Origin of the sequence: Sandaracinobacteroides sayramensis, assembly GCF_022014495.1 — a bacterium.
Classification (GTDB): domain Bacteria; phylum Pseudomonadota; class Alphaproteobacteria; order Sphingomonadales; family Sphingomonadaceae; genus Sandaracinobacteroides; species Sandaracinobacteroides sayramense.
The window spans coordinates 282,757-306,463 of sequence record NZ_JAKLSQ010000010.1 but is presented as its reverse complement, the minus strand read 5'-3'; the positions used below and the strand labels follow the sequence as shown (position 1 = coordinate 306,463).

Below are 23,707 nucleotides of genomic sequence, written 5' to 3'. Positions count from 1 at the left end.
GCGCCTCCCGCGACCGGCGCGGACGCGCCCCGCACCGCCAACAGGCAGCCACAGCGCGCAAAGGCGCGGCGAAGCCGGATCGTCCTCATCGCGCGGCCACCTCGAACCAAACGGGCTGCGGCAGTCCCTCGGGCGGCTGGCCGGGCATCTGCGCGCCGTCCAGCACCTTGCGGATATCGGCGTCGAGCTTCGCATTGCCGGTCGAGCGCACCACCTCGGGGCGGCGCAGCACGCCGCTCGCGTCGATATGGACGGTGAGACGGGCGCGGAACGGGCGCTTGCTGGTGCGGGGATCGGTTTGCAGCCGGTCGTTGATGGCGGCCTGCACGGCGCGGCCGAACGGCTCGAACTGCGTTTTGGGCGGCGTGCCGATCATGGGCGGGGCGGTCACGCGCAGCACGTCGAGGACGAGGCGCGGCGTGCCTTCCGCCTTGACCCAGGCATCGATGCCCGGCGCGGGCGGCTGGTCGGGCGGGAAGATGACGACGGCGTTGAGCCGGGTGAAGCGGAACTCCAGGCCGGTGCCGCGCAGCATGGTGGCGATGGCGTCGCGCTGGCTGAAGCTGCCGACGAGGGGGTTGGAGCGCTTCGCGTCGACGACGCCGTTTCCGTAGAGGATGTCGATATGGCTCACGGTTCCCAGCTCCACGAGCGCGCGTTCGAGGGGCTGGGCGGGAATATCATAGTCGTGCGTGGCGGGCGCTGCCTGCTCATCCGCCTGCGCGCGCGCCGGGGTGTCGGGCCAGAGGCTGGCGAGCATGAGCGCGGCCGACAGGGCATGGCGGAGCCGCATGGTCCGGCGCGGCACGGTTCGAGGGAGGCCCGCGTCATGGTCAGGCACGGCGCGGCTGCGGGATCGCGGCGCTGACGGGACATGGCTGGATGCGCGGCGACATGGCTATCCGATCCTGAAATCGATCGGCACGGTGATGTCGATCTCATCGGGAAGGCCGGCGGGGATCGGCGGCAGCGGCTCGGCGCGGCGGACGGCGGCGGCGGCCTCGCCGTCGAGCGCGGCATGGCCGGAGCTGCGCTCGATCCAGATGCGCGAGACGCGGCCCTTGCGGTCGAGCAGGAAGCGCACCCAGGCGGTGCCCTCGCGGCGATCGCGGCGGGCTTCTTCGGGATATTGCCGGTAGCGCGCGATATGGGTGAGCAGCATGTCGCGGTAGCGCAGGGCCGAGACGCCGGAGAGATCGGCGGCCTGGCCGGGCGCGCTTGCCGAGGCGCTGGCCGCCAGCACATTGGCGCCGCCGGCGGGCGGCGGCTCGGTCGCCGGGCGGGTCGCGGCCGATGACGGCAGGCGCGGCGGCATCGGCTCGGCCTCGCCCTTGTCGGTGGCGGATGGAAAGCCGAGCTGCCGGGCGGGATCGCCGGCCTTGTCGCGATCGAGCGGAATGAGTTCCACGACCAGCACGCCCTGGCGGCCGCGCGCGGCCGAGCGCCCGCCATCGCCGGGCGGCGGTGAAAGCAGGAACAGGAAGCTGAACAGCGCTGCATGGGCGAGCAGCGACAGCAGGATCGCAAAGAGGCGGGACGAGATATCTTCGATCATCGCCACGCCATGCGAGCGGTTTTGGTCATGGCAATGTCGCACAAGGGAGCACCCCGCATGGCTCCTAGCGCGGCATGATGACAATTCTGCTTGGGGCGTTTCCGGGCCGGACGCTCGGCGCATGTGCCGGAACGGAACAGTGCCCCGGCAAAGAAAAATCGCGCCTCCTGCATTTTATCGTTCGCGATGCCCTCGCGACGGCTGTCGAAATTTTGAAGGCCAGGCGAATGGACACGATGTTGCACACGAGCATGTTGGACAGGATTGAGGTCGAGCCGGACGCGGCGTTGCGCCGGCCGACGAACGGCGTTGCGGTCGCGCAGCCCGCCGTGGCGTCGGTCGAGCCGCCGCTGGCGCGGCAGCGCTTCAAGGCCGGCAGGCTGGATTTCGACTACAGGATTTTCGCCAAGCAGCGTTCCTCCACGCTCACGCCGACCGAGGCGATGGTGCATGTGGTGGTGCCCCTTGCCGGCGAGGCGGTCGTTGTCGGCATCGACGAGAGCTATTCGCTCGTCGCGGGCCAGGCCCTGCTGCTGGCGGGCGCCGAGCGGACGATCTGCGTGTGGATGGCGGGCTCGCGCGCGCTCCTGCTGCATGTGCCGCGCGCCGCGCTCCAGTCCGAAGCCTCGCGCCTGTTCGGCGAGCCGCGGCGCGTGTCGATGATCGACTGCGTGTTCGACTGGACGGCGGACGCCATCGCGGCCTGCCGGGGCGATCTCACCCATCACGCCATCATGGGCCGCCCGGTCGATCTCGGCCCCAAGGCGCGGACCGCCGCCGAGAAGTGCGTGCTGGCGGCGCTGATCGACGCCCTGCGCGCCGATGCGCAGGCCGGTGCGATCTTCCCCGTGGCGCGCTCGGTGCAGCGCGCGGTCGACTATGTGCGCCAGAATCCGTGCCTCAACTGGACGGTCGAGGAGCTGGCGGCGCTGGCAGGCGTCAGCGCCGGAACGCTGCACCGCAATTTCCGCAACTGCCTCGGCATCTCGCCCGCGCGGCTCGTCCAGCAGCTTCGGCTCGAATGGGTGCGCGCGCGTGTTAGCTGCGCGACCGAGAGCCGTTCGATCGGCGAGCTGGCGGTGGCTTCGGGCTTCGGCCTCTCGGGAATGCTGAACCGCGCCTACCAGCGCCATTTTGGAGAAACGCCGACGCAGACCCGCGCGCGCGCCTTCCGGTCGCAGCGCGATTGACATTGCCTCCCGCGCGGGAGGCCACAAGATCAATGCGCCGCCCTGATATGTAATCAGGGCGCTATGAGTCTTGCAATCAACTAGATATGCGTTCCATCCCTGCATAAGTGACGATTATTCTTCGATTCGTGGCGTTATTCCGGTCCAATAGACCAACGGAAGCTGTAACACAACTTACATACTATTCCGACGATCTTGGACGAAACGCACTGTCACGATATTTTTCCTTGAGAATCGTTAACCGCCCCTCCTAATCCCCTCCCGTCAACTGGACGCCGGCTTGAAGCACGCGAGTCTTCCGGCGCCGGTATTTGGATAGAGAGCGGCCGTTCGCCGCCCGGCTTTCGGAGCCGTGGCGGCGCTTTCGTCGGGGGGTGCGGTTTGAAGTTCGAGAAAGATTCGTGGCGGCTTTCGCCGAGCGGGGCCGTGATTGCCCTGGTGCTGGCTGCGGCGGCGACGCCCGCGATCGCGCAGGACGCGCCCCAGGGTGCGGCAGAGGCCGCGCCCGCGGCGCGCTTCGAGATCCGCGCCTTCCAGGTGACGGGCAACACGCTGCTGCCGCCCGATACGGTCGAGCGCACGGTCTATCCCCATATGGGGCCGGACCGCAGCGAGGCGGATGTCGAGGGCGCGCGGGCGGCCTTGCAGAAGGCGTTCGAGGACGCCGGCTATGTGGCGGTGGCGGTGGTCATCCCCGAGCAGTCGGTGGGATCGGGCATCATCCGTCTCGACGTGCAGCCGCAGACGGTCGGCCAGCTTCTCGTCGAGGGATCGAAGGATGCCGAGGCGGTGAAGGCGCTGGCCCCGTCGGTGGCACCGGGCGAGACGCCGAACCTGCCGGCCTTCCAGCGCGACGTGGTGGCGCTCAACAGCAAGGCGAGCCGCAAGGTGACGCCGGAGCTGCGCGCGGGCACGGCGCCGGGCACGCTCGACGTGGTGCTGAAGGTCGAGGAAAGCTCGCCCTTCCACGCCTCGGCCGAACTCAACAATTTCAGTTCGTCGGCGACCACCGACCTGCGCGCCTCGGCGACGATCCGCTATGACGATATGTGGGGGCGCGGCGACAGCCTCTCCCTCTCCGCACAGACGGCGCCGCGCCGCACCGACGACGGCACGGTGTTCTCGGGCAATTATCTGATGCGACTGGGCAGCGGCACGCAGATGCTGCTCTACGGCGTCCATTCGGACAGCGACATCGCGGTGGTCGGCGGCACCAGCGTCATCGGCAAGGGCAATATGGCGGGCTTCCGCCTGATCCAGTCGCTCGGCAGCAGCGAGGGCTTCTACCACGCGCTGACGCTCGGCATGGACTGGAAGGATTTCAAGGAAGACGTGGTGCTGATCGGCGCCGACCGGGCTTCGGCACCGATCGAATATTTCCCGATCACGGCGAGCTGGCGGGGCGACTGGTCGGGCGACCGGGCCAAGAGCAACATCGCCTTCTCGACCACGCTGGGCATTCGCGGACTGGGCGACGACTGGTTCCGCTTCAACGAGAAGCGCTACATGGCGCGGCAGAGCTTCATCGCGCTGAAGCTCGATGCCGAGCATGAGCAGGAGATCGGCAGCGACATTCAGGTGAATGCGCGGCTGTCGAGCCAGTGGTCGCCCGATCCGCTGATCTCGAACGAGGGCTTCTCGCTCGGCGGCATGAGCACGGTGCGCGGCTATTACGAATCCGAGGTCATCGGCGACTATGGCGTCGCCTTGCAGACCGAGATCCGCACGCCCGACCTCGCGAAGATACTCGGTGGGAATTTGCTCAACGAGCTGCGCTTCCATGCCTTCTTGGACGGCGGCTGGTCGGGCATCCACTATCCGCTCGAAAGCCAGATTGCCGACCGCAACCAGTATCTGGTCAGCACGGGCATCGGCGGCCGTGTCCGCCTCTTCAAATATTTCACCGGCGCGTTCGACCTGGGCCTGCCGCTGAACTCCGGGCCGGAGACCGGCTCCGGCGACGTCTTCTTCCGCTTCCGCATCCAGGGGGAATTTTAACTATGTCAATTGTCGCACGTCTCAAGACTGGTGCGGTTGCCGGCGTTCTCGGCTTTGCCGCGCTGACCGCCGCTACGCCCGCCCATGCGTGGTGGAGCGGTGACTATGCCTATCGCACCAAGATCAACCTCAACATGGCTGCGGCGGGCGTCACCGGCGAGGTGGCGCGCGCGCCGGTGCTGATCCGGCTGCATTCGGGCAATTTCAACTTCGCGGACGTGAAGCCGGACGGCTCGGACCTGCGCTTCGTCGCGGGCGACGATCGCACCCCGCTCAAGTTCCACATCGAGAAGTGGGCGCCGCAGGACGAGCAGGCGCTGGTGTGGGTGGACGTGCAGGGTCTCGCGCCGGCCACGGCGAATGCGATCTATGCCTATTATGGCGGCAAGGACGCCAAGCCCGGCCAGGACGTGGCGGGCACTTTCGGGCCGGAATATCGGCTGGTCTATCATTTCAACGATGACGGCGCTCCCAGGGACGCCACCTCGAACGGCGCGCATGCGCAGGGTGGCGCGGGTCGCAACGCGGGCGGCCTGATCGGGAACAGTCTCGTTCTCGACGGCACCAATCCGGTCACGCTGCCCGCGTCCCCCTTCGCGCAGGGTCCGGTGACGATCACCGGCTGGGTCAAGCCGGAGAGCGACGGCACGCTGTTCACGCTGCCGGGCGCGGTGAGCCTCGTCATCGAGGGCGGCAAGCTCTATATCGAGCAGGGCGGCCAGCGCAGCGCGGGGGCGGCGCTCGGCAGCAATGCCCATTTCGCGCTGGTCAACGACGGCGCGAAGTCGACGCTCTATGTCAACGCCCAGAGCGCCGGCGAGGTCGCGGGGGCGCTGGGCCAGGCGACGGGCGCGCCGCAGCTCGGGGTCGGCCTCAAGGGCGAGATCGACGAACTGCGCGTCGCGGGCGCGGCGTTGCCGGTGTCGGCCTTCCAGCTCGCGGCGGCGAGCGAGGGCCAGGGCGCGAAGCTCGTCACCACCGACACGGCCGAGCAGGTCCAGAGCGGCGGCGGCCACAATTATCTCGGCATCATGCTCAAGGCGGTGACGTTCGACGCCTGGATCGTCATCGGCATTCTCGCGGTGATGCTGGCGCTCGCCATGTGGGTGCTGTTCACCAAGCGCGGTCTCGTCGGCCGGATCGAGAAGGCGAACGATGCCTTCCTCGAAGCCTATGCGCAGAACACGCAGCGCCTCGGCGACCATGACGGCCTGCCGACCTTCGATCCGGGCGCGAATGCGGCGGCGTCGACACTGGGCCAGCTTTATCATGTCGGGCGCACCGAGCTGACCAAGCGGCTCAAGGAAGAGAGCACGCTGTCGGGTCATTATGCGGTGCGCGCGCAATCGGTGGCGGCGATCCGCTCGGCGCTCGATGCGTTGCAGGTGCTGCAAGGCCAGAAGCTGCGCGAGCGCATGGGCCTGCTCACCAATCCGATCGGCGGCGCGGTCTATGTGGGCCTTGCGGGCACGGTGCTGGGCGTGATGATCACCTTCGCCAGCGTCGCGGCGTCCGGCGAGGTCAATGTCGCGGCGATTGCGCCGGGCATCGCTGCGGCGCTGCTCGCCACGCTGGCGGGCCTCGTGGTCGCGATCCCCGCGCTGTTCGGCAACAATCACCTCAAGGCGCGGATGCTCAACATCCGCGAGCGCGGCCAGATCTTCGCCGACGAGCTGGAGAAGCGCATCGCCGAGACCTGGCAGGGGGCGGATGCGCCTGCCGGCCGCAAGGCGCGCGCCGCCGCCGTTCCGGCCGAATAAGGGAGGCAGGCGCGATGGCTCTGGATTTGAGCGATGGTGACGGCGGTGTCGAGGACATCAACGTCACCCCCATGATCGACATCATGCTGACCCTTCTCGTCATCTTCATCCTGATGGCGAGCATGCAGGCCGAAGGCATCAAGGTGGATCTTCCGTCCGCATCGTCCGCGAAACCGCTCAACGAGCAGAAATCGCGGGTGATCGCGGTCAGCAACGACGGCACGGTTTCGATCGACACGGTGCCGGTGTCGCTGGCCGAGCTGGAGAGCGAGCTGCGCGCCAGCCTGGCGACCACGCCGGACTTCGCGGTGATCCTGCGCGGCGACCGGGCGGTGCAATATGACCGGATCATGTCGGTCTTGGACGTGTGTTCCAAGGTTGGCGTGCCGAGCCTCGGCATGGCGTCCACGCGCCCGCCCGGCGGCGCCTGATCGGGAGCGGGACGATGCACCATGACCCTCTCGCTCGCCCGATGGCTGGACAGGCTGCGGGATCGCAGGCCGGCCATCCGGCCCTCCCGCAGCAGCTTCCGCAAGCGGCGGTTCCGCAAGCTGCGCTGGCTTGCGGCCAGCCTGGCGCTGCTGGGCTTCGGCTGCTGGCTGCTCGGCAGGATGGCGCCCTCGCAGGCCACCGCGATGCTGCTGCGCGTCTCCGTGGCTGGGAAGCCGTCCTCGCGCCCGCCGCAGCCGCGGCCGCAGGCTTTGCCCTCCGTGCCGCCTGTCGGGGGTTCGACCCCTATGGATGGGAGTCCAACTGGCAGGCGGCACATCGTGTCCTGGCCGGACTCGGTGTTCAGCGCCGCGCGTCTTTCGGCGCGCGCGACGGGAGGGCGTGATGGCGGCGACACCGAACACGCCCTTCGGCGTGATGATGGACTTCGACAGCCACAAGCGCAGCCAGCGGTCGTCTGGATTGCTGATCGCGGGCGGCGTGGCGGGCCTGGGCTTGCTGGCGCTGTTCCTGTGGCCGAGCCAGGAGATCAGCCAGCGTCCCCATGAGACGAAGACGACGAAGGTGGTGCTGCCGCCTCCTCCGCCGCCGCCACCGCCGCCCGAGCCCAAGCCGGTCGAGCAGCCGCCCGAGCCCAAGCCGATGCCGCTGGAGCAGCCGCAGGACACGCCGCCGCCTCCGCAGCCGTCGAACGATCCGGTGCAGGGCGACAGCGCCTTGACGGCCCGCGAGGGCGCCGGCCCGTCCAATTACGGCCTCGCGGTCGGCGACGGCGGCGGCACGAAGATCGGCGGCCGTCCGGGCGGCGGCGACAACGGCTTTGCCGCCTACGGCAATGTCGTCCTCAACGCGGTGCGCCAATCGGCGCAGTCGGACCGGGAATTGTCGCGCGGCCGCTATGCGGTGCAGCTCGCGCTCTCGGTCGATGCCGAGGGCCGCGTCACCAATGTCCGGGTGCTGAACGGGGGCGACGAGAAGCGCAACGCCCGCATCCGCGACGTGCTCATGGGCCTGCGGCTGCCGCAGCGTCCGCCGGCCGGCCTGTCGGTCGTCCGGGTCGAACTCAATACCCGCGCGGGGGGCTGATCGCATGGTCGTGCGGCTCCCGGCATCCAAGCCTTCGAAAGGGAAAGACATGAAGACCACCACTCGCCGTCGCGGCGGATACAAACCTGCGCTGATGGCGTGTGCCGCCGGCGTGTCGCTGCTGGCGTCGCCGGCGCTGGCGCAGGAGCGCCGGGTCGATGGCGAAAAGATCCTCGAACTGCTGGTGGCGCGCGGCGTCATCAGCAAGTCGGATGCCGACACGATCATTTCCCAGGCCGAGGTCGTGCCCGCGCCGGCGCCCATCCAGGGCGGTGTCGCGGCGGACGGCACGCAGACCATTCCCTATGTGCCGCAGGTGGTGCGCGACCAGATCACCGAGCAGGTCAAGAGCCAGCTCGCGAGCCAGGCGCAGGCCGAGGGCTGGTCGAAGCCCGGCGAGACGCCCGAGTGGACGCGGCGCATCAGCCTCTATGGCGATGTGCGCGCCCGCTACGAGGGCGTGTTCATGGACAAGGACAATTCGGACAATTTCCCGAATTTCGGGGCGATCAACGCGGGCGAGCCGCAGAACGTCAACGACACGATGCCGGGCTATGTCGAGCCGGCGTTCATCAACACGCTGGAGAACCGCACGCGCTTCCAGCTTCGCGCGCGGCTCGGCCTCAAGGCGCAGATCGCCGATTGGGTGTCGGCGGACGTGCGCATCGCGACGGGCAACGACCGCACGCCGGTCTCGACCAACCAGACGCTCGGCGCCTTCGGCGGCGGCGGCTATGCCATCTGGCTCGACCGCGCCTCGCTGCATCTGACGCCGGTGAAGGGCGCCGCGATCGACCTCGGCCGCTTCAGCAATCCCTTCTGGACGAGCGAGCTGCTGTTCGACCAGGATTTGAACTTCGACGGTATCGCGGTTTCCGGCCGGGGCAATATCGGCGAGCGCTTCGCGCTGTTCGGCACGGCGGGCGCTTTCCCGATCTTCAACACGGACCTCAATTTCGTGTCGCGCAATGCGAAGGAGTTCGAGGGCGCGGCGTTCAAGAGCCAGGACCGCTATCTGTTCGCGGCGCAGGCCGGGTTCGACTTCAAGGCGACCGAGCAGGTCAATGTGCGGCTCGCGGGCGGCTATTTCCACTTCGATAATGTCGCGGGCAAGGTCGCCAACTGCTACTATTACCAAGTGGTGTGCGCGTCCGACGCCATGCGGCCTGCCTTCCAGCAGTTCGGCAACACGATGATGACGCTGCGCAACACGCTCTATGACGGTGCGCCCGATCCGACGGTGCTGCCGGACAACCAGTATTTCGGGCTGGCCTCGAAGTTCGAGGTGCTGAACGTCCATGGCGCGATCGACTTCAAGCCGTCCGAGCGCTTCGGCGTCAGGCTCGAAGGCGATTTCGTCAAGAATCTCGGCTGGAACCGCAGCCGCCTGCGCGGCTCGCTGGTCGAGGGCGTGGGTTACAACGGCATCGCGGTCAACAATCTGGGCGAGCAGATCGAGGTTCTCGATCTCGGCACCACCGATCCCGACGATGTGAAGAAGGTCGACGGTCCCTATACGGGCGGCGACACGGGCTGGCAGGTGCGCCTGGCGATCGGTTCGGCGCTCGATGCGGGCCAGGGCAATATCCTGGGCGCCAAGCGCGGCGACTGGAATGCGTGGCTGTCCTATCGCCGTCTGGAGAGCGACGCGGTGCTGGATGCGTTCGCGGACAGCGATTTCCATATCGGCGGCACGAACAATCGCGGCTGGCAGCTCGGCGGCAACTACGCCATCGCGCCCAACACGCTGATCGGCGCGCGCTGGATGTCGGCGGAAGAGATCGCCGATGCGCCGTTCTCGGTGGATCGCCTGTTCGTCGACATGAGCGTGCGGTTCTAAGACCCATGTCCACGGCGACGCTCCTCTTCGTCTCGACCTGGCTGCGCGAGTTCGCTCGCGCGGACGGGTCACGCTACCCGGTCCCGTCCGTCTCCCTCTTCGGGCGGGGCCGGGTCACGCGGCGCGTCGCCTCTTCCTTTGCCGCAAAGTCGTTTCAGGCCGCCGGTGCCGGAGCCGGGCCGTCCCGTTTCCCCCTTGCGGGCGGGCTGGCGCTTCGACCGGCGCGCGCGGGCGCGCGTCCACTCCTTCCGCGCGCCCGCGTGCTGGCATTCCCCGCGGCGCTGCTGCTGCCGGGCCAGCGCGTTCCGGCGCTCAGGCGGGCCGCATTCGCCCTGTTCGGCGGCGCGCTGCTCGCGCTCGGGGGCAGCGGCGCACGGGCGCAGGCGGCGGATGCCCAAGCCTCCGCTTCCTCACCCATCACCCCCGCCGAGGCCCAAGCTGTTCCCTCCCCTTCCGCGCCGGCAAGGATCGGCGGCGGGGCGCCGTCGAACATCTGCGTGCAGGTGGACATCGGCGGGACCAAGGTCGGCCATCTCGACTGTGCGACGCAGCGGCTTCAGGCGGCGGCGCGCACGGCGCAGGACCAGGCGCGCGCGGGGCTGGACGCGCCGGTGGCGGGCGCGGGTTCGCCCGACCCGCAGACCGGGGTGATCAGCGAGGCGGGCGTGCGGCTGCGGATGGGCAATGCGCTGGGCCATTCGGTGCATCCCGAGCGGCCCAACCGCAGAGCGGCGGTGCCGCGGTGACGATCTTCGCAATTCAGCCGGGCGGCAGCGCCCGGACCGTCCTTCAGACAAGACAATCCGCGCCCGGACTGGCGGCGCCCAAGACCTCGGAGCTTTAAGATGAACACCCGGATCAACGCCCGCTCGGCTCGCCAGAACCTGCTGCTCACGGTCTCGTTGGGGGCGCTGCTCCTGGCGGGCACGGCCCATGCGCAATCGACGGGGCGGGCTTTCCCGAGCCGCGGCGCCTCGGGCGCCAACCCCTCTTCGGTGATCGCCAACACGCTGTCGGACCAGGCGACCAAGCAGGCCGAGACGAGCAGCGCGACGCAGCGGGCGATCGAGACGTTCCGCCGGGCGGCGGCGGCGCGCGCGGCGATGCAGAATGCGCAGATCCAGGCGCGCGCGGCGGCGAAGGCGGCGAGCCTCACCAATCCGTTCAACGGCATCGGCGCCAATGGCCTCAAGCAGGCGGCGGATATCGAGATCGATCCGAGCCTGTGGGTGGGCGCCGGCGATCCGACGGCGACGACGGGCGCGGACGGCCGCACGGCGGTCAGCATCGACCAGACGCAGCAGAAGGCCATTCTCACCTGGGACAGCTTCAATATCGGCCGGGAGACCGACTTGACGTTCAACCAGGGCGGCGCGGACTGGGTGGTGCTGAACCGGGTGCATGATGCCAATGCCTCGCAGATCCTCGGCACGCTGACGGCGCCGGGCACGGTGCTGATCCTCAACCGGAACGGCGTGCTGTTCGGCGGCGCGAGCAAGGTCAATGTCCGCAACCTGATCGCGTCGAGCGCGAACATCACGAACGACGATTTCCTGAACAGGGGCATTTATTCGAGCCTGTCGGGCGCCAATTATGTGCCGAGCTTCACCGATGCGCTCGGCGCGGTGACGGTGGAAGCCGGCGCGCAGATCACGACCCATGATGCGGCGAGCGCGACCGATGGCGGCGGCTATGTGCTGCTGATGGGCACGCAGGTCACGAACGCGGGCACGATCACGACGCCCAAGGGCCAGACGCTGCTGTCGGCGGGCGACGATTTCATCGTGCGCAAGGGCTACGGCACCGAGGAGAATCAATATTCGACGACGCGCGGCAACGAGGTGCGCGGCCTGATCGACGCGGAATCGGAGAGCGGCACGGTCATTAACCGCGGCCTCATCGAGGCGGCGCAGGGCGACATCACGCTCGCGGGCCGCACGATCCGGCAGGAAGGTGTCGCGGTCGCCACCACCGGCGTCAACCAGCGCGGCACGATCCACCTGCTCAATTCGGCGAGCGACGCGGAGGGCTCGGTGACGCTGGCGAGCGGCTGGGAACTGACGGACGCGGAGGGCAACAGCTATTCCGGCGACGGGCTCACCATCATCCTGCCGGAGCTGGAGAGCGCGGACACGGCGCTCAACAGCCAGCGGGATTCGCTGATCGCGGAGAGCGAGACGGCGAACGCCAATCGCTACACGACGATCACGGGCGGGTTCAACGACCGCTCGATGCTGGCGGACCGGCTCGACCAGTCGCGCATCGAGATCGTGACGGGCGGCAATGTGCTGTTCGAGGGCGGCTCGCACACGAGCGCGCAGGGCGGCCAGGTCGCGGTGCAGGCGGCGGGGCGGATCACGGTGGCGGATGGCGCGCTGATCGACGTGTCGGGCGTCCAGGGCGTGAAGCTCGATATGGAATCGAACTCCATTCTCGTGAACGTGCAGGGCAACGAACTGCGCGACAGCCCGCAGAACCGCGAGAATGACGATCTGCGCAACAACGACGTGTGGATCGACGTGCGCGATCTTGTCCTGCTGCCGGACGGCACGGGCGGTTATGACGGGGACCGCTGGTATACGGCGGGCGGCCTGCTCGAAGTGGGCGGTTATGTCGCCAATATGGAGCATGGCATCGGCGAGTGGGCGGCGGTCGGCGGCACGATCACGCTCGCGGCGAACGAGGTGGTGGCGCACCAGGGCGCGGTGTTCGACATTTCGGGCGGCAGCATCGACTATCAGGCCGGATGGGTGCTTTCGACGCGCGTGCTGGGTGCGGACGGCAAGATCTACGACATCGGCCAGGTGCCTGCCGGTATCGCGGTGGTGGGCTATGGCCGCACATCGACGCGTGAGCATGAGCGCTGGGGCGAGCAATATACGCAGACCTGGTCGCATTCGCTGTTCTCGGGCCGCAGCTCCAGCCGGTGGGAAGATGGTTATTCGGTGGGCCGCGACGCGGGCCGCCTCGTCCTCTCCGCCCCCACGGTCATCATGGAAGCGGAGATCGCGGCGGAGGCGATCAACGGGGCGAGGCAGACCAAGGCCCGCGAGGACGGTGTGGCGGACGGCTACAAGCTCGGCGAGCATACGGTCGCGCAGGCCGGTTCGCTCGTCCTCGGCCGCTATGACCTCGCGCTCAACAACACGTTGCCCTACACCACGGACGTCCGCATCGGCGACATCGCGGACATCACACCCGACATGGCGCCGGACGTCGTGCTTCCCGAACCGCGCGCCGGAACGGCGTGGTTCGACGCGACCCGGCTCAGCGAAGCGGGCCTTGGCGGACTCGACCTCGCCACCCAGGGGACCATCGCCATCGAGAGCGATCTGACGCTGGCGGACGGCGGCGCGGTCGAGCTGGTCGCTCCGACCATCGACATTGCCGCCGACGTCACCGCGCGCAGCGGCTCGATCAGCGCGACCAACTGGTTCGTCCCGCAAGTCGATGCGACTGCCGCCCGGCCGATCCTCGATGCCGATGGCGGCTCGCTGATCACGCTGCGCGACGGCGCGACGCTCGACGTGCGCGGCCTGTGGGTGAACACGGCGCTGGACGCGGCCGACACCAACAAGCTGGGACTGGTCGACGGCGGCGACGTCTATCTCGCCTCCACGCACGATCTCACGCTCGAAGCGGGAAGCCTCATCGACGTGTCCTCCGGCGCGGCGTGGCTCGATCAGAACGAAACGCTCGGCGGCATTGGCGGCAATGTCACGCTCATTGCCGATCTCGAAAACCTGTTCACGACCACCGCCGATGGCCTGCTGACGCTCGACGGGCAGATTGCGGGGTTCGGCGTCAACGGCGGCGGCACGCTCAAGATCGAGTCGGGCACGGCGATCTCGATCGGCGGCGAATTGCTGGAGACCGATGGGCTTCTCAAGGCAGGCGAAGCCTCGCCGGTCGAACTGGTCCTGTTGGATGACTATGACGTGAAGGTGGGTGACACGCTTCCTGTCGACTACAACTACACCGTCAATGTGGCGTTGCCCGGTGAGACCGTGCCGTCGACAGGACTACCGTTAAATCGGCTTGTGACGACGGCGGCAGATTGGGTTCTTCCAGAAAGCTCCGAATACACCAGTTTTTCCGCACGCATCGCAGAAAATTACTACTATAATGGATACGAATACAGAAGCGGGTCTGAAGACCTTGTTCCAGGTGGAGGGATCAATCGCGCCTATAATGTAACCTTAGGTATATTTGAGACACTTCCTGTTGTCCCCGCCGGAGTGACGCTGTTTTTAGAATATGCGCAGTATTCTTCAATATTCGCAGGCTATGTCGTTCCGGCAGATGTGTTTCCCAACGGCTTCCCTATCGCCAACGCTACAAAGACTTTAAAAGCTGGTAATCCCTCACCTGTGAATATGACAGTCGCTGCTGGAAGCAAGATCGCGGCGGGAGTCGCGCTTGAGAAGTCGGTGGCGGTGAAGACCAATACCGAGCTTGCGGCCAGTATCTTCCAGTCTGGCTTCTCCAACTACGATGTGACTGCCCGCAACGGCATCGCCGTCAAGGAAGGAACGGCGCTCGACGTCAGCGCGCCGGTCTATCGCTTCACCACGGCCTCGGCTTCGGCAGAAACCGGCGCCGATCCTGCTTCCGCGCTCGAACTGTGGACACCGCCGCTCTATCTCGAAGATCCCGCGAATGGCGTCCTGACTCAAAGGCAAGGCGCCAGCCTGACGCTGCGCTCCAGCCGCTATGTAGCAAGCAACACCAGGGCGGTGACGGCGGGCGGCCCGCTGGTTGTCGCCGAAGGTGCCTCGATCACTGTCGATCCGGGTCAGTCGATCAATCTGCTCGGGTTCGACATGACGATCGAAGGAAGCCTGGTCGCACCAAGCGGCAGGATCACGCTCGATCTGCCCGAGGACTATGACGACAATGTCTATGGCAATCCCGATCCCGACCTGATCTGGATCGGGGACAATGCCGTCCTCGACGTGGCGGCGCGGCCGGCCCTCGCTATCGATCACCTTGGACGTTCCTACGGCCTGATCGCGGATGGCGGCACGATCGCGATCGGTGGCGGTCTCGATTGGGAGGATAGCGGCGAAGCCTTTGCCCATGATGCGTTCGTTGTGATCCGGCCGGGAGCGAAGCTCGATGCGTCCGGCACGAGTGGTAAGCTGGATATTGCAGGCAGCGGCCTGAACAGTGCATCAACCCCGGTGACGGTCGCCAGCGACGGCGGCACGATCATCGTCAAATCGAACAATGGCCTTTATCTCGACGGCACGCTGCGCGCCGATGCGGGCGGTGATGGCGCCGCCGGCGGCACGCTGGCGCTGGCGCTGGAAGCGCCCAACTATGTCACCGCTACCACCAGCGGAGACGTCCTCAACTTCCGCGAGTTCGTCGTGGCGCAGGAGCGGAGCGAAAGCCCCTTGTCAGAAGGCGCCACGGCGCAGACGGTCGCCTCCGAACTGTCCGCCGGCACGGCCCGGTTCAGCGTCGAGCAGATCGAAGCAGGCGGCTTCGACAATCTGGCGCTGCTGGTGGATGGGCCGCTCAGCTTCGACGGCGATGTGTCGCTCGATATGGGCCAGAGCCTGCGGCTTTATACCGGAACCTATGCGCTTGCAGATGGCACCGCAGCGGATACGACGGTGTCGCTGTCCGCTCCCTATGTCCGCCTGGCAGGCGTTGTGCAATCGCCGGAGGAATATGCCACGGTGCCGGCGGTGCGCTGGGCCAACGGGCCGTCCCGCCAGGCTACCGACGCCTTGTTCAAGGTCAAGGCCAGCCTGATCGACATTCGAGACCAAGTGGGATTCGGCGCGCGCAAGGGGACCGCCGATCGGCGCGGCTTCTCGCTGGTCGATTTGACCAGTTCCGGCGATCTGCGTCTCCTGGCCGGTTCCGAGTTGACCTCCATCACGGGAGGCTTGTCGACCGAGTTGGCGACGTCTGGCGACCTGCTTCTGACGGCGGCGCAAATCTATCCGGCAACGGGCACGAGAGCGAGAATCATCGCCGGTTTCCAGCCCTACGGAAGCAAGTTTGTCGAAGGCTCCTCGCTCACTGTCCGCCGTTATAGCGATGGCGACGTGGCAATGCCCTATTCAGCATTTGGCTATCTCAGCCTCCACGCCGAGACCATCAATCAGGGCGGCATTGTTCGCGCACCGCTCGGCACGCTGCTGCTCGGTTCGGAAACCTACGCCGCGTTGACGGACAGCGTAAATCTGCTCACCGGCAGCATCACATCCGTCAGCGGCGCCGGGCTGACCATGCCCTATGGCGGCACCGCCGATGGTATCAGCTATACCTATGACGGCGAGGACGTGGAGCTTAGCGCGATCAACCGGATGACGGCCGACACGGCCGCCATGGGGATCGGTTTCCGCACGGCTCATCTCTCCACCGAGGAAGGATCGACCATTGATCTGTCCGGCGGAGGCGAACTGACGGGCGCCGGCTTCGTCACCGGCCGAGGTGGCTCGGTCGATGTGCTGAAGACGGCCTTCATCAATTCCAATCCGGGCTACGGTTTCAGCAGCGAGGGCAATACCGTCTATGCGATCGTGCCATCGGACAAGGACAAAGTGTTCTACGCCCCGGTGGCGGCCGAGGCCGGTTATAGCGATCCGCTGATCGGCCAGCAGATCACGATCCCCGAAGGCGTGCCCGGCCTCGATGCCGGCACCTATACGCTGATGCCGTCCACCTATGCGCTGATGAAGGACGCGGCCGGCAGGCCGATCGGCTATCGCGTCGAAATCGGCGCGGGCAACCAGACCGCGCTCAAAGGCGTCACCGCGATCGGCAATGGTTCCTATATCGCGGCCGCGACTCTCAGCGTTGCCAATACCGGCATCGGCAAGGCGCTGCCGAACCAGGTCATCATCACCCCCGGCGAGACGGTCCGGGCGCACTCTTCCTACAATGAGATGAGCTACAATGAATTTGTCCTGGCGGACGCCGCGCGCATCGGGGTGCCGCGCGCCCTGATGACTGTGGACGCACGCACGCTCGACATTGCACTGTTCGCGAACGCCAGCGACGATGCGCGCGACGCGCTCAGCATCGGCGGTGAGGTGCTGCTGGACGCGGAAGCCGACAGCGAGGGCTATGCAGGCACCGTGCAAGTGCGCGGCATCGGCGAAGTGATCGCCGCCGGGCAGGAGAAGACGGAGGGCTTTTCGGGCGTTTCCGTCCACGATACGGCGCTCAACGCACTTGAAGCCCCGCGCCTGGTTCTGAATGGCTATGTCACGGTCCCCTATGGTCAGACCGGGCGCTACGTCACCATTACGGGTGCCGGCAGCCTTGCAATCCGCAGCGGCGCGGAAATCACGGCGGGCGATGTGATCCTTGCCGGTCAACGCACCTCGTCCTCGGTCGATGGCCTTATCAGCGTCGAGGAAGGCGCCTCGATCATCGCCAAGGCCGGCAATAGCGCGGCGTTCGATTCCAGTGACGGCTATGTGTTCCGCGGCGAAGGTATCCTTGCCGTGTCGAGCGGATGGCTCAACCTGCTGCTCGCGCAGCCGACCGGCACTCAGGTCACGGGTGTCAACATCGATATCGGAACCTGTGTCAGCGATACCTGTGATGGAACGACGACGCTCGTGTCGGACGGCACCATCGCCATCGCGACCAATCGCGCGTTCACCATCGCGGAAAATGTGAGCTACGGCACCGAGAACCTTGTGCTGGGCCTCTCCTCCATCAATCTCGGGGAGGGAGCGAGTATCGAGGCCGCCTCGGCCGCCGGTACGCTTCCCGCTGGTCTGGTGCTCAACGATACCAGGCTGGCCGACCTGTTGGCCGGGAACAGCGCGATCGACGCGCCCGCGCTCAAGACCCTCGTCCTGAACGCCAGCGATTCCGTCAATGTCTATGGCTCGGTCGATCTGGATGCCTCGTCGCTGGAGAGCGTTGTGTTCGGCACGCCAGCCATCTACGGCTACGGCGCCGACAGCGACGTTGCCACCATCCGCGCCAGCGAGTTCATCTGGGCCGGCGCGGAAGGCACGGCCGGCGCGCCGGTGGCGAGCTTTCTCGGCAAGGGCACGCTCGACATCGAGGCGAACTCCATCCTGTTCGGCTACGGTGCCAATACGCAACCGGCCAGCACGGCGATCGATGACCGCATCGCGCTCGGCTTCGCGAATGTAGTCCTCAGCGCCAGCGAGAAGATCTCGGCCAGCGGTGAAAGCACGCTGTCAGTCTATGAGACGCGCGGCGACTATGTGACCGGCGAGGGCTGGGAATATATAGGCGGCAATCTCCAGATCACCGCGCCGATCATCACCGGCGAGGCCGCTTCCTCGTTCTCGATTGCCGCTGGTGGCGATGTTACGATTTCGGCTCCCGAAGGCGCCGCGACCGACGCGACCAGCGACGCACTCGGCGCGCAGCTCGCCATCGTGGGGCAGTCCATCACGCTCGATACAGCCGTGGTCCTGTCCTCGGGCAAACTGACGCTCGCCGCGGTGGGCGATGTGGACCTTGGCGACAATGCCCGTATCGACCTCGCCGGCCGCGAAGTTAATATGTTCGACGTGAAACAGTATAGCTGGGGCGGCGATCTGATCCTCGCCAGCACGGACGGCGACATCGCCGCCGCCGAAGGCTCCAGCATCGACCTGTCCGCCGACTATAATCGCGGCGGCACCATGACCGTGACGGCGCTCGGCAATGGTGCGGGCCATGTCAGCCTAGCGGGCACGATCCTCGGCTCCGCCAGCGGCGAATATGACGCGGGCGGCACCTATGTCCCCTATGACGCGGCCGAGCTGACCGTGCAGGCGCAGACGCTGGCGGACTTCGCGGACCTCAACAGCCGCCTTAATGATGGCGAAGTGTTCGGTGCGCGGCGCTTCCAGATCAAGCAGGGCGACCTTACGGTCGGTGACGAAGTGAAGGCGCGCGAGGTGCAGATCGTCGTCGACGGCGGCGACCTCACCGTCAACGGCACGATCGACGCCTCGGGCTATCAGGTGGGCACGATCCGGCTCGCCGCGATGGGCGACCTCACGGTCAACGGCACGCTGAACGCGCATGGCACGGGCCTGCGCGTGGACAGCTACGGCAAGATCATCGACAGCCCCAACCGGGCGATCGTCGATCTCACGAGCCGCGAAGGCACGCTCATTCTGGCAAGCTCGGCGGCCATCGACCTGCGGGCCGGGACGGACGTGGCGACCGGGACCGAAGCGGGACAGAATGACGGCGCGCCGCGTGGCACGCTCGATCTCAATGCAGCGCGGGTCGGCACGAACGATGTCGCGATCGACGTGGCGGGCACGCCGACGATCCAGGGCGTCAAGACCATCGCGGTCAATGCGTTCCGCACCTATGACGACGCGCCGCTGGCTACCCAAGCCGACGTGTCGGGCGAGCGGCCGCAGCTCATCACGCAAGCCTATCTCGACACGATCGACGGCCATAGCCAGGCATTCATCAACGCCGCATTGGTGAACACGGATCTGTCGGACCGCCTCGCCGGGCTCGGCGACTATCATCTGCGCCCCGGCGTGGAGATCGTCAGCAATGCCGAGACCAATCCGTCGGGCACGCTCACCATCGCGGGCGATCTCGACTTGTCAGGCTATCGCTATGGCCCCGAAGCCAATCGGAGCGTCGAGGCACTGCGCGGCTATGGCGAGCCGGGTGTTCTGACAATCCGCGCGGCGGGCGATCTCAATATCTACGGCAGCATCAATGACGGGTTCGCGCGGCCTGCGGGGACACCCGACGATAGCGGCTGGGTGTTGACCGAAGGCGTGACGCCGTTCGGCGGGGACATCACCGTTCCGGTCGACGGCGTGGTGCTGGATGCGGGCACGACATTCAATGCAGGCTATACCGGCATCCTCAACTACGATGTGCCACTGACCGCAATGCGACTGGCTTCGGGCACGGTTTTGCCGGTGAAAGCCGAACTGGCGGGGAGCTACACTCTCGCGGTCGGCACGGTTGTCGATGCCACAATCTACAATGTGGATGACAGCATCGCCTATGAGGCCGGCACGGTGCTGGTCGAGGCCGTCACGCTGACGGCCGGCATGAAGCTGGGAGCCGGCACGGCGCTCAATGCGAACACCAATGTCGCGGCGCTGCTATGGCCGAAGGGGGTCGCGCTGCCGGTTGCGCTCAATACGAGCAATGCGCGGATCGCGCTGGTGACATCAGCGCCGATCACGCTGGCGCGGGGCTCGTTCATCCCGTCCATGACCAGCGTCCAGCTAGGAGGAAACCAGCCGGTCAATCTCAGAACCGCGAGCGGCGGCAAGCAGGGTCTCAACTGGGCCGTTGCCGAAATGCTCGGCGAAGGCGCGACGTCTTGGACAATGCAGCAGGTCTCGGGCGCCGATCTCAGCTCGGCCTATGCGCAGGCGCTCGATCCGGCTTCCAAGGGCTCGATCGGACTTGCGGATACGCACTACATCACGACAAGTTCGGTCGTTGCTGCCTATTATACTTGGGCTGCGCCGGGTGGCGTGGGCGGCAATCCGACGACTGCGGTCTTGGACGGTGTCGTTCCGAATACGACCGTGAACAGGAATCGGTGCAACAACGGCACCTACACCTGCACATTCCATCCCGAGAGCACCACTGTCAGCGTTCTGTCGCCGCTCTACAGCGTCCTGCGCACCGGGACCGGAGACCTGTCACTGGTCGCGGCCGGCGATATCCGCATGGACTCCCTTTACGGCGTCTATACGGCGGGCACCGCGTCGAGCGTCGAGGAAGCCTATGATCTAGCCCGCGGCACGCTGACGGATGGCTCGGTCCTGGGTAGCAGGACAGCGGACTATGCGGGTGTGCTCGCCGACTATCATGCCTGGTATCCCGATCAGGGCGGAAATCTGCTGATTTCAGCAGGCGGCGATCTTGTCGGGGACATTCTGGCGAATGGCTGGGCGAGCGCCACCGATGTTTCGTCTGTGGTATCGGGCACCTGGCTCTGGCGGCAGGGTTCCGGTAGTGCCGCGGTCGACGAGGAGATTCCGACCGCTTGGTGGATAAATTACGGCACCTATGCACGGGTGCAGGTCGGCAATAGCACCATTGGGAGCCCAATTCTGGTCGGCTTTACGGGGTTCGGCACACTGGGCGGCGGTGATGTCACGGTCCGGGTCGGCGGTGATGCTGGCAAAATCACGACGCGCGGAACTGAAGCCAACGGCGCCAATGCTACCACCCGCAGCCAAGGACTTGTGATTGCGGTCGGCTCAACCGGACGGGTCGGCACCGATGGCTCGCTGGTGCTAACCGGCGGCGGCGATCTCGACATGAGGATTGCGGGCGCCCTCAATCCCCTGTCCGAGACGACGGATCGGAACTCCAAGGCGGCGCTCGGCGGCAGCATCATCAATCTGCGCGGCGCGACCCAAGTCGATGCATCTTCGATCGGCGTGGTCCAAACGGCTTATCGAACCAGCACCGCTGAAAACCCGGTCGATCCGCGCGGTGCCGATCCGTTCGAGGCTTCAAGCGCGACGTCTTTCTCGGGGCTCGTCCTCGTGCCGGGTGACTCGGCGGTTTATTTGCAGACGCTCGGAGATTTGGTGACGGCCGGCGCCGGCGATGCGACGCGAAGCGAACTCTACAACACCTCAGGCTTCACGCTGGACGGAACTTCCTACAGCGGCGGCGGTCGGAGCTGGTTCTCGCTCTGGACCGCCAACACGGCAATCAATCTCGTTTCCGCCGGTGGCAATATGGCGCCAAGCAAAGGTGGCTTCACCGACGCCACCGGGAACGAAAATGCCCGAAGTGCGGATTTCAGCGATACTTGGCCTTCCATCCTGAGAATCTCGGCACTCGGCGGCAGCATCTACTACGGAGCTTCTGCTGGCTACACCTCCATATCTAGGACGAGCGATCTGCTCGCGCCTTCCTCCAACGGCGAGCTTTCAGTCCTCGCCGCAGGGTCGATCTATGGTGGTGCCCGCCAAACTAGCAGCGCGAACACCGCTTCACGCCATATCATCACGTTGACGGCCTCCGGCACGGAAGTTCCGACTCCATTCAATCCAGCTTTCATAGGTCGGCCTAACACGACACTTGTGGGCAATGTGTCGGTCGACGGGACGCCCTTGTCGACTGACATAGGCGCGACCTATCGCGCCGTCACGGACTATGGATTGTTCCCGTTCGGAGCGAACACGGCGGCAACAGCAGCGACAAGGTCGGCCGAAGCCGAACCTGTCCGCATCTATGCGATATCGGGCGATATCGTCGGTGTAGGCACCGGCGAGATCTGGACATTCTATCCGCAGACCGGGCGTTCGCTCCTGGCTTGGTATCTTGGCGGCGCCCCCGTCTGGATGCAGGCGGGCCGCGACATCGTGAGCAGCGGCACCCAGGCCAATCCCAACCTGATCGTCCACAGCAACGAGTCCGACGTCTCGGTGATCTCGGCGGGCCGGGACATTCTCTACAGCAACTTCCAGATCGCCGGCCCCGGCGCGCTGGAGGTTTCGGCGGGCCGGAACATCCTGCAAGAGGATCAGGGCTCGTTCACCTCGATCGGCTCGATCGTGGCGGACGACACGCGCGCCGGCGCCTCGATCGCGCTGATGGCGGGCATGACGGACGTGAACTGGGACGCTTTCCGCGACCTCTATCTCAACCCGGAGAGCCTGGCCGATCCCGACCGTCCGCTCGCCGAGCAGAACGGGGTCAAGGACGATGGCACGGTCGAGAGCGTGGCGAAGGTGGTCAAGACCTACGAGGGCGAGCTGACCCTGGGCGACTGGCTGCGGGCCGAAGCGGGCTATACCGGCGACGATGCCGGGGCGGCGGCGTGGCTTGCGGGCCAGGACGCGGCGAGCCGGCGCAATCTCGAAGCGGGTTATGCGCAAGCGGGCAAGTCCTACCTCGTGAACTGGCTGACGTCGCGCTACGCGGACTTCGATCCTGTGACGGGCGACGCGCTCGCCTATTTCGACAGCCTCGCGCCGGAGCATCAGCGGATATTCCTGCGGCAGGTGTTCTACACCGAGGCGCGCGAGGGCGGCCGTGAGTATAACGATGCGGACGGGCCGCGTTTCGGTTCCTATCTGCGCGGCCGTCTCGCGATCGCGGCGCTGTTCCCCGACAAGGATGCGGACGGCAGCGTGATCGAGCGCAACGGCGACATCATCATGTATCGCGGCTCGGGTGTCCGCACCAATTTCGGGGGCGACATTTCGATGCTGTCGCCGGGCGGGCAGATCGTGGTGGGCGTCCAGAACGTGATGACGGCCGAGGACCAGAAGACGGCGGGCGTGATGACGCAGGGCGTGGGCGACATCAACCTGTTCAGCGAGCAGTCGCTGCTGCTGGGCCTGTCGCGGATCATGACCACTTATGGCGGCAGCATCTTCGCCTGGTCCGAGGAAGGCGACATCAACGCCGGCCGCGGCGCCAAGACGGACGTGCTGATCCCGCCGGCGCGGCGGACCTACGACCGCTACGGCAATGTGAAGCTGGCCCCGCAGGTGCCTTCGTCGGGCGCGGGCATCGCAACGCTCAATCCGATCCCCGAGGTGACGCCGGGCGACGTCGACCTGATCGCGCCTTTGGGCACGATCGACGCGGGCGAGGCCGGCATCCGGGCGTCGCGCAACATCAACCTGGCCGCGCTTCAGGTGCTCAACGCCGCGAACATCAAGGTGCAGGGCGAAGCCAAGGGCATTTCGGTGGTGGCGGCGGTCAATACCGGCGCGCTGACTTCCGCCTCGTCGGCGGCGAGCGCGGTCGCCAACCAGGCGGCGGAGCTGGCCGAGCGGGCGCGCCCGCAGGTCCGCACGGAGGTTCCGGTGATCGTGCAGGTCCGCCTGCTGGGCTTCGGCGAGCAGCCCTGAGCCGGTTCGGG

The 23,707-nt window shown here is 66.6% G+C and carries 10 protein-coding genes; 8 read left to right on the top strand and 2 right to left on the bottom strand.

Annotated elements, in window-relative coordinates; translation table 11 throughout:
- Positions 1–85 precede the first annotated feature (85 nt).
- Together L6Q21_RS09595 and L6Q21_RS09590 are read right to left on the bottom strand one after the other, a co-directional pair.
- Entirely contained in the window at positions 86–793 is a 708-nt protein-coding gene (locus L6Q21_RS09595; protein ID WP_237830522.1) for a TonB family protein, read from the bottom strand.
- Between the two features lie 105 nt (positions 794–898).
- Positions 899–1,555, bottom strand: coding sequence for an energy transducer TonB family protein (locus L6Q21_RS09590; protein ID WP_237830663.1), 657 nt, complete (start codon positions 1,553–1,555; stop codon positions 899–901).
- 251 nt (positions 1,556–1,806) lie between these two features.
- On the opposite strand from L6Q21_RS09590, the gene L6Q21_RS09585 reads away from it, so the two are divergent.
- The 8 genes from L6Q21_RS09585 (at position 1,807) to L6Q21_RS09550 (ending at position 23,696) form a co-directional block, all read left to right on the top strand.
- Positions 1,807–2,745 carry a helix-turn-helix domain-containing protein gene (locus tag L6Q21_RS09585; RefSeq protein WP_237830521.1) on the top strand — a complete coding sequence of 313 codons (939 nt, stop codon included), beginning with the start codon at positions 1,807–1,809 and terminating at the stop codon, positions 2,743–2,745.
- A gap of 426 nt (positions 2,746–3,171) precedes the next feature.
- Entirely contained in the window at positions 3,172–4,743 is a 1,572-nt protein-coding gene (locus L6Q21_RS09580; RefSeq protein WP_237830520.1) for a ShlB/FhaC/HecB family hemolysin secretion/activation protein, read from the top strand.
- A 2-nt stretch (positions 4,744–4,745) separates the two neighbouring features.
- On the top strand, positions 4,746–6,503 hold the full coding sequence (locus tag L6Q21_RS09575) for a DUF2341 domain-containing protein (RefSeq protein ID WP_237830519.1): 1,758 nt from the start codon (positions 4,746–4,748) through the stop codon (positions 6,501–6,503).
- Positions 6,504–6,517: 14 nt separating this feature from the next.
- On the top strand, positions 6,518–6,934 hold the full coding sequence (locus L6Q21_RS09570) for an ExbD/TolR family protein (RefSeq protein WP_237830518.1): 417 nt from the start codon (positions 6,518–6,520) through the stop codon (positions 6,932–6,934).
- A gap of 403 nt (positions 6,935–7,337) precedes the next feature.
- Positions 7,338–8,039, top strand: a complete 702-nt coding sequence (locus tag L6Q21_RS09565) for a TonB-dependent receptor (RefSeq protein ID WP_237830517.1) — start codon at positions 7,338–7,340, stop codon at positions 8,037–8,039.
- A 49-nt stretch (positions 8,040–8,088) separates the two neighbouring features.
- Positions 8,089–9,879, top strand: a complete 1,791-nt coding sequence (locus tag L6Q21_RS09560; RefSeq protein ID WP_237830516.1) for a putative porin — start codon at positions 8,089–8,091, stop codon at positions 9,877–9,879.
- Between the two features lie 260 nt (positions 9,880–10,139).
- Positions 10,140–10,625: a hypothetical protein gene (locus L6Q21_RS09555; protein ID WP_237830515.1), complete on the top strand. Its 486-nt coding sequence runs from the start codon at positions 10,140–10,142 to the stop codon at positions 10,623–10,625.
- A gap of 99 nt (positions 10,626–10,724) precedes the next feature.
- The gene (locus L6Q21_RS09550; protein ID WP_237830514.1) at positions 10,725–23,696 is read left to right on the top strand and encodes a filamentous hemagglutinin family protein; all 12,972 of its coding nucleotides are present in this window, start codon (positions 10,725–10,727) and stop codon (positions 23,694–23,696) included.
- Positions 23,697–23,707 lie beyond the last annotated feature (11 nt).

Coding starts and splice junctions, on each gene's coding strand:
- L6Q21_RS09595 (WP_237830522.1), bottom strand. CDS start 793: ATGCGGCTCCGCCATGCCCTGTCGGCCGCGCTCATGCTCGCCAGCCTC.
- L6Q21_RS09590 (WP_237830663.1), bottom strand. CDS start 1,555: ATGATCGAAGATATCTCGTCCCGCCTCTTTGCGATCCTGCTGTCGCTG.
- L6Q21_RS09585 (WP_237830521.1), top strand. CDS start 1,807: ATGTTGGACAGGATTGAGGTCGAGCCGGACGCGGCGTTGCGCCGGCCG.
- L6Q21_RS09575 (WP_237830519.1), top strand. CDS start 4,746: ATGTCAATTGTCGCACGTCTCAAGACTGGTGCGGTTGCCGGCGTTCTC.
- L6Q21_RS09570 (WP_237830518.1), top strand. CDS start 6,518: ATGGCTCTGGATTTGAGCGATGGTGACGGCGGTGTCGAGGACATCAAC.
- L6Q21_RS09565 (WP_237830517.1), top strand. CDS start 7,338: ATGGCGGCGACACCGAACACGCCCTTCGGCGTGATGATGGACTTCGAC.
- L6Q21_RS09560 (WP_237830516.1), top strand. CDS start 8,089: ATGAAGACCACCACTCGCCGTCGCGGCGGATACAAACCTGCGCTGATG.
- L6Q21_RS09550 (WP_237830514.1), top strand. CDS start 10,725: ATGAACACCCGGATCAACGCCCGCTCGGCTCGCCAGAACCTGCTGCTC.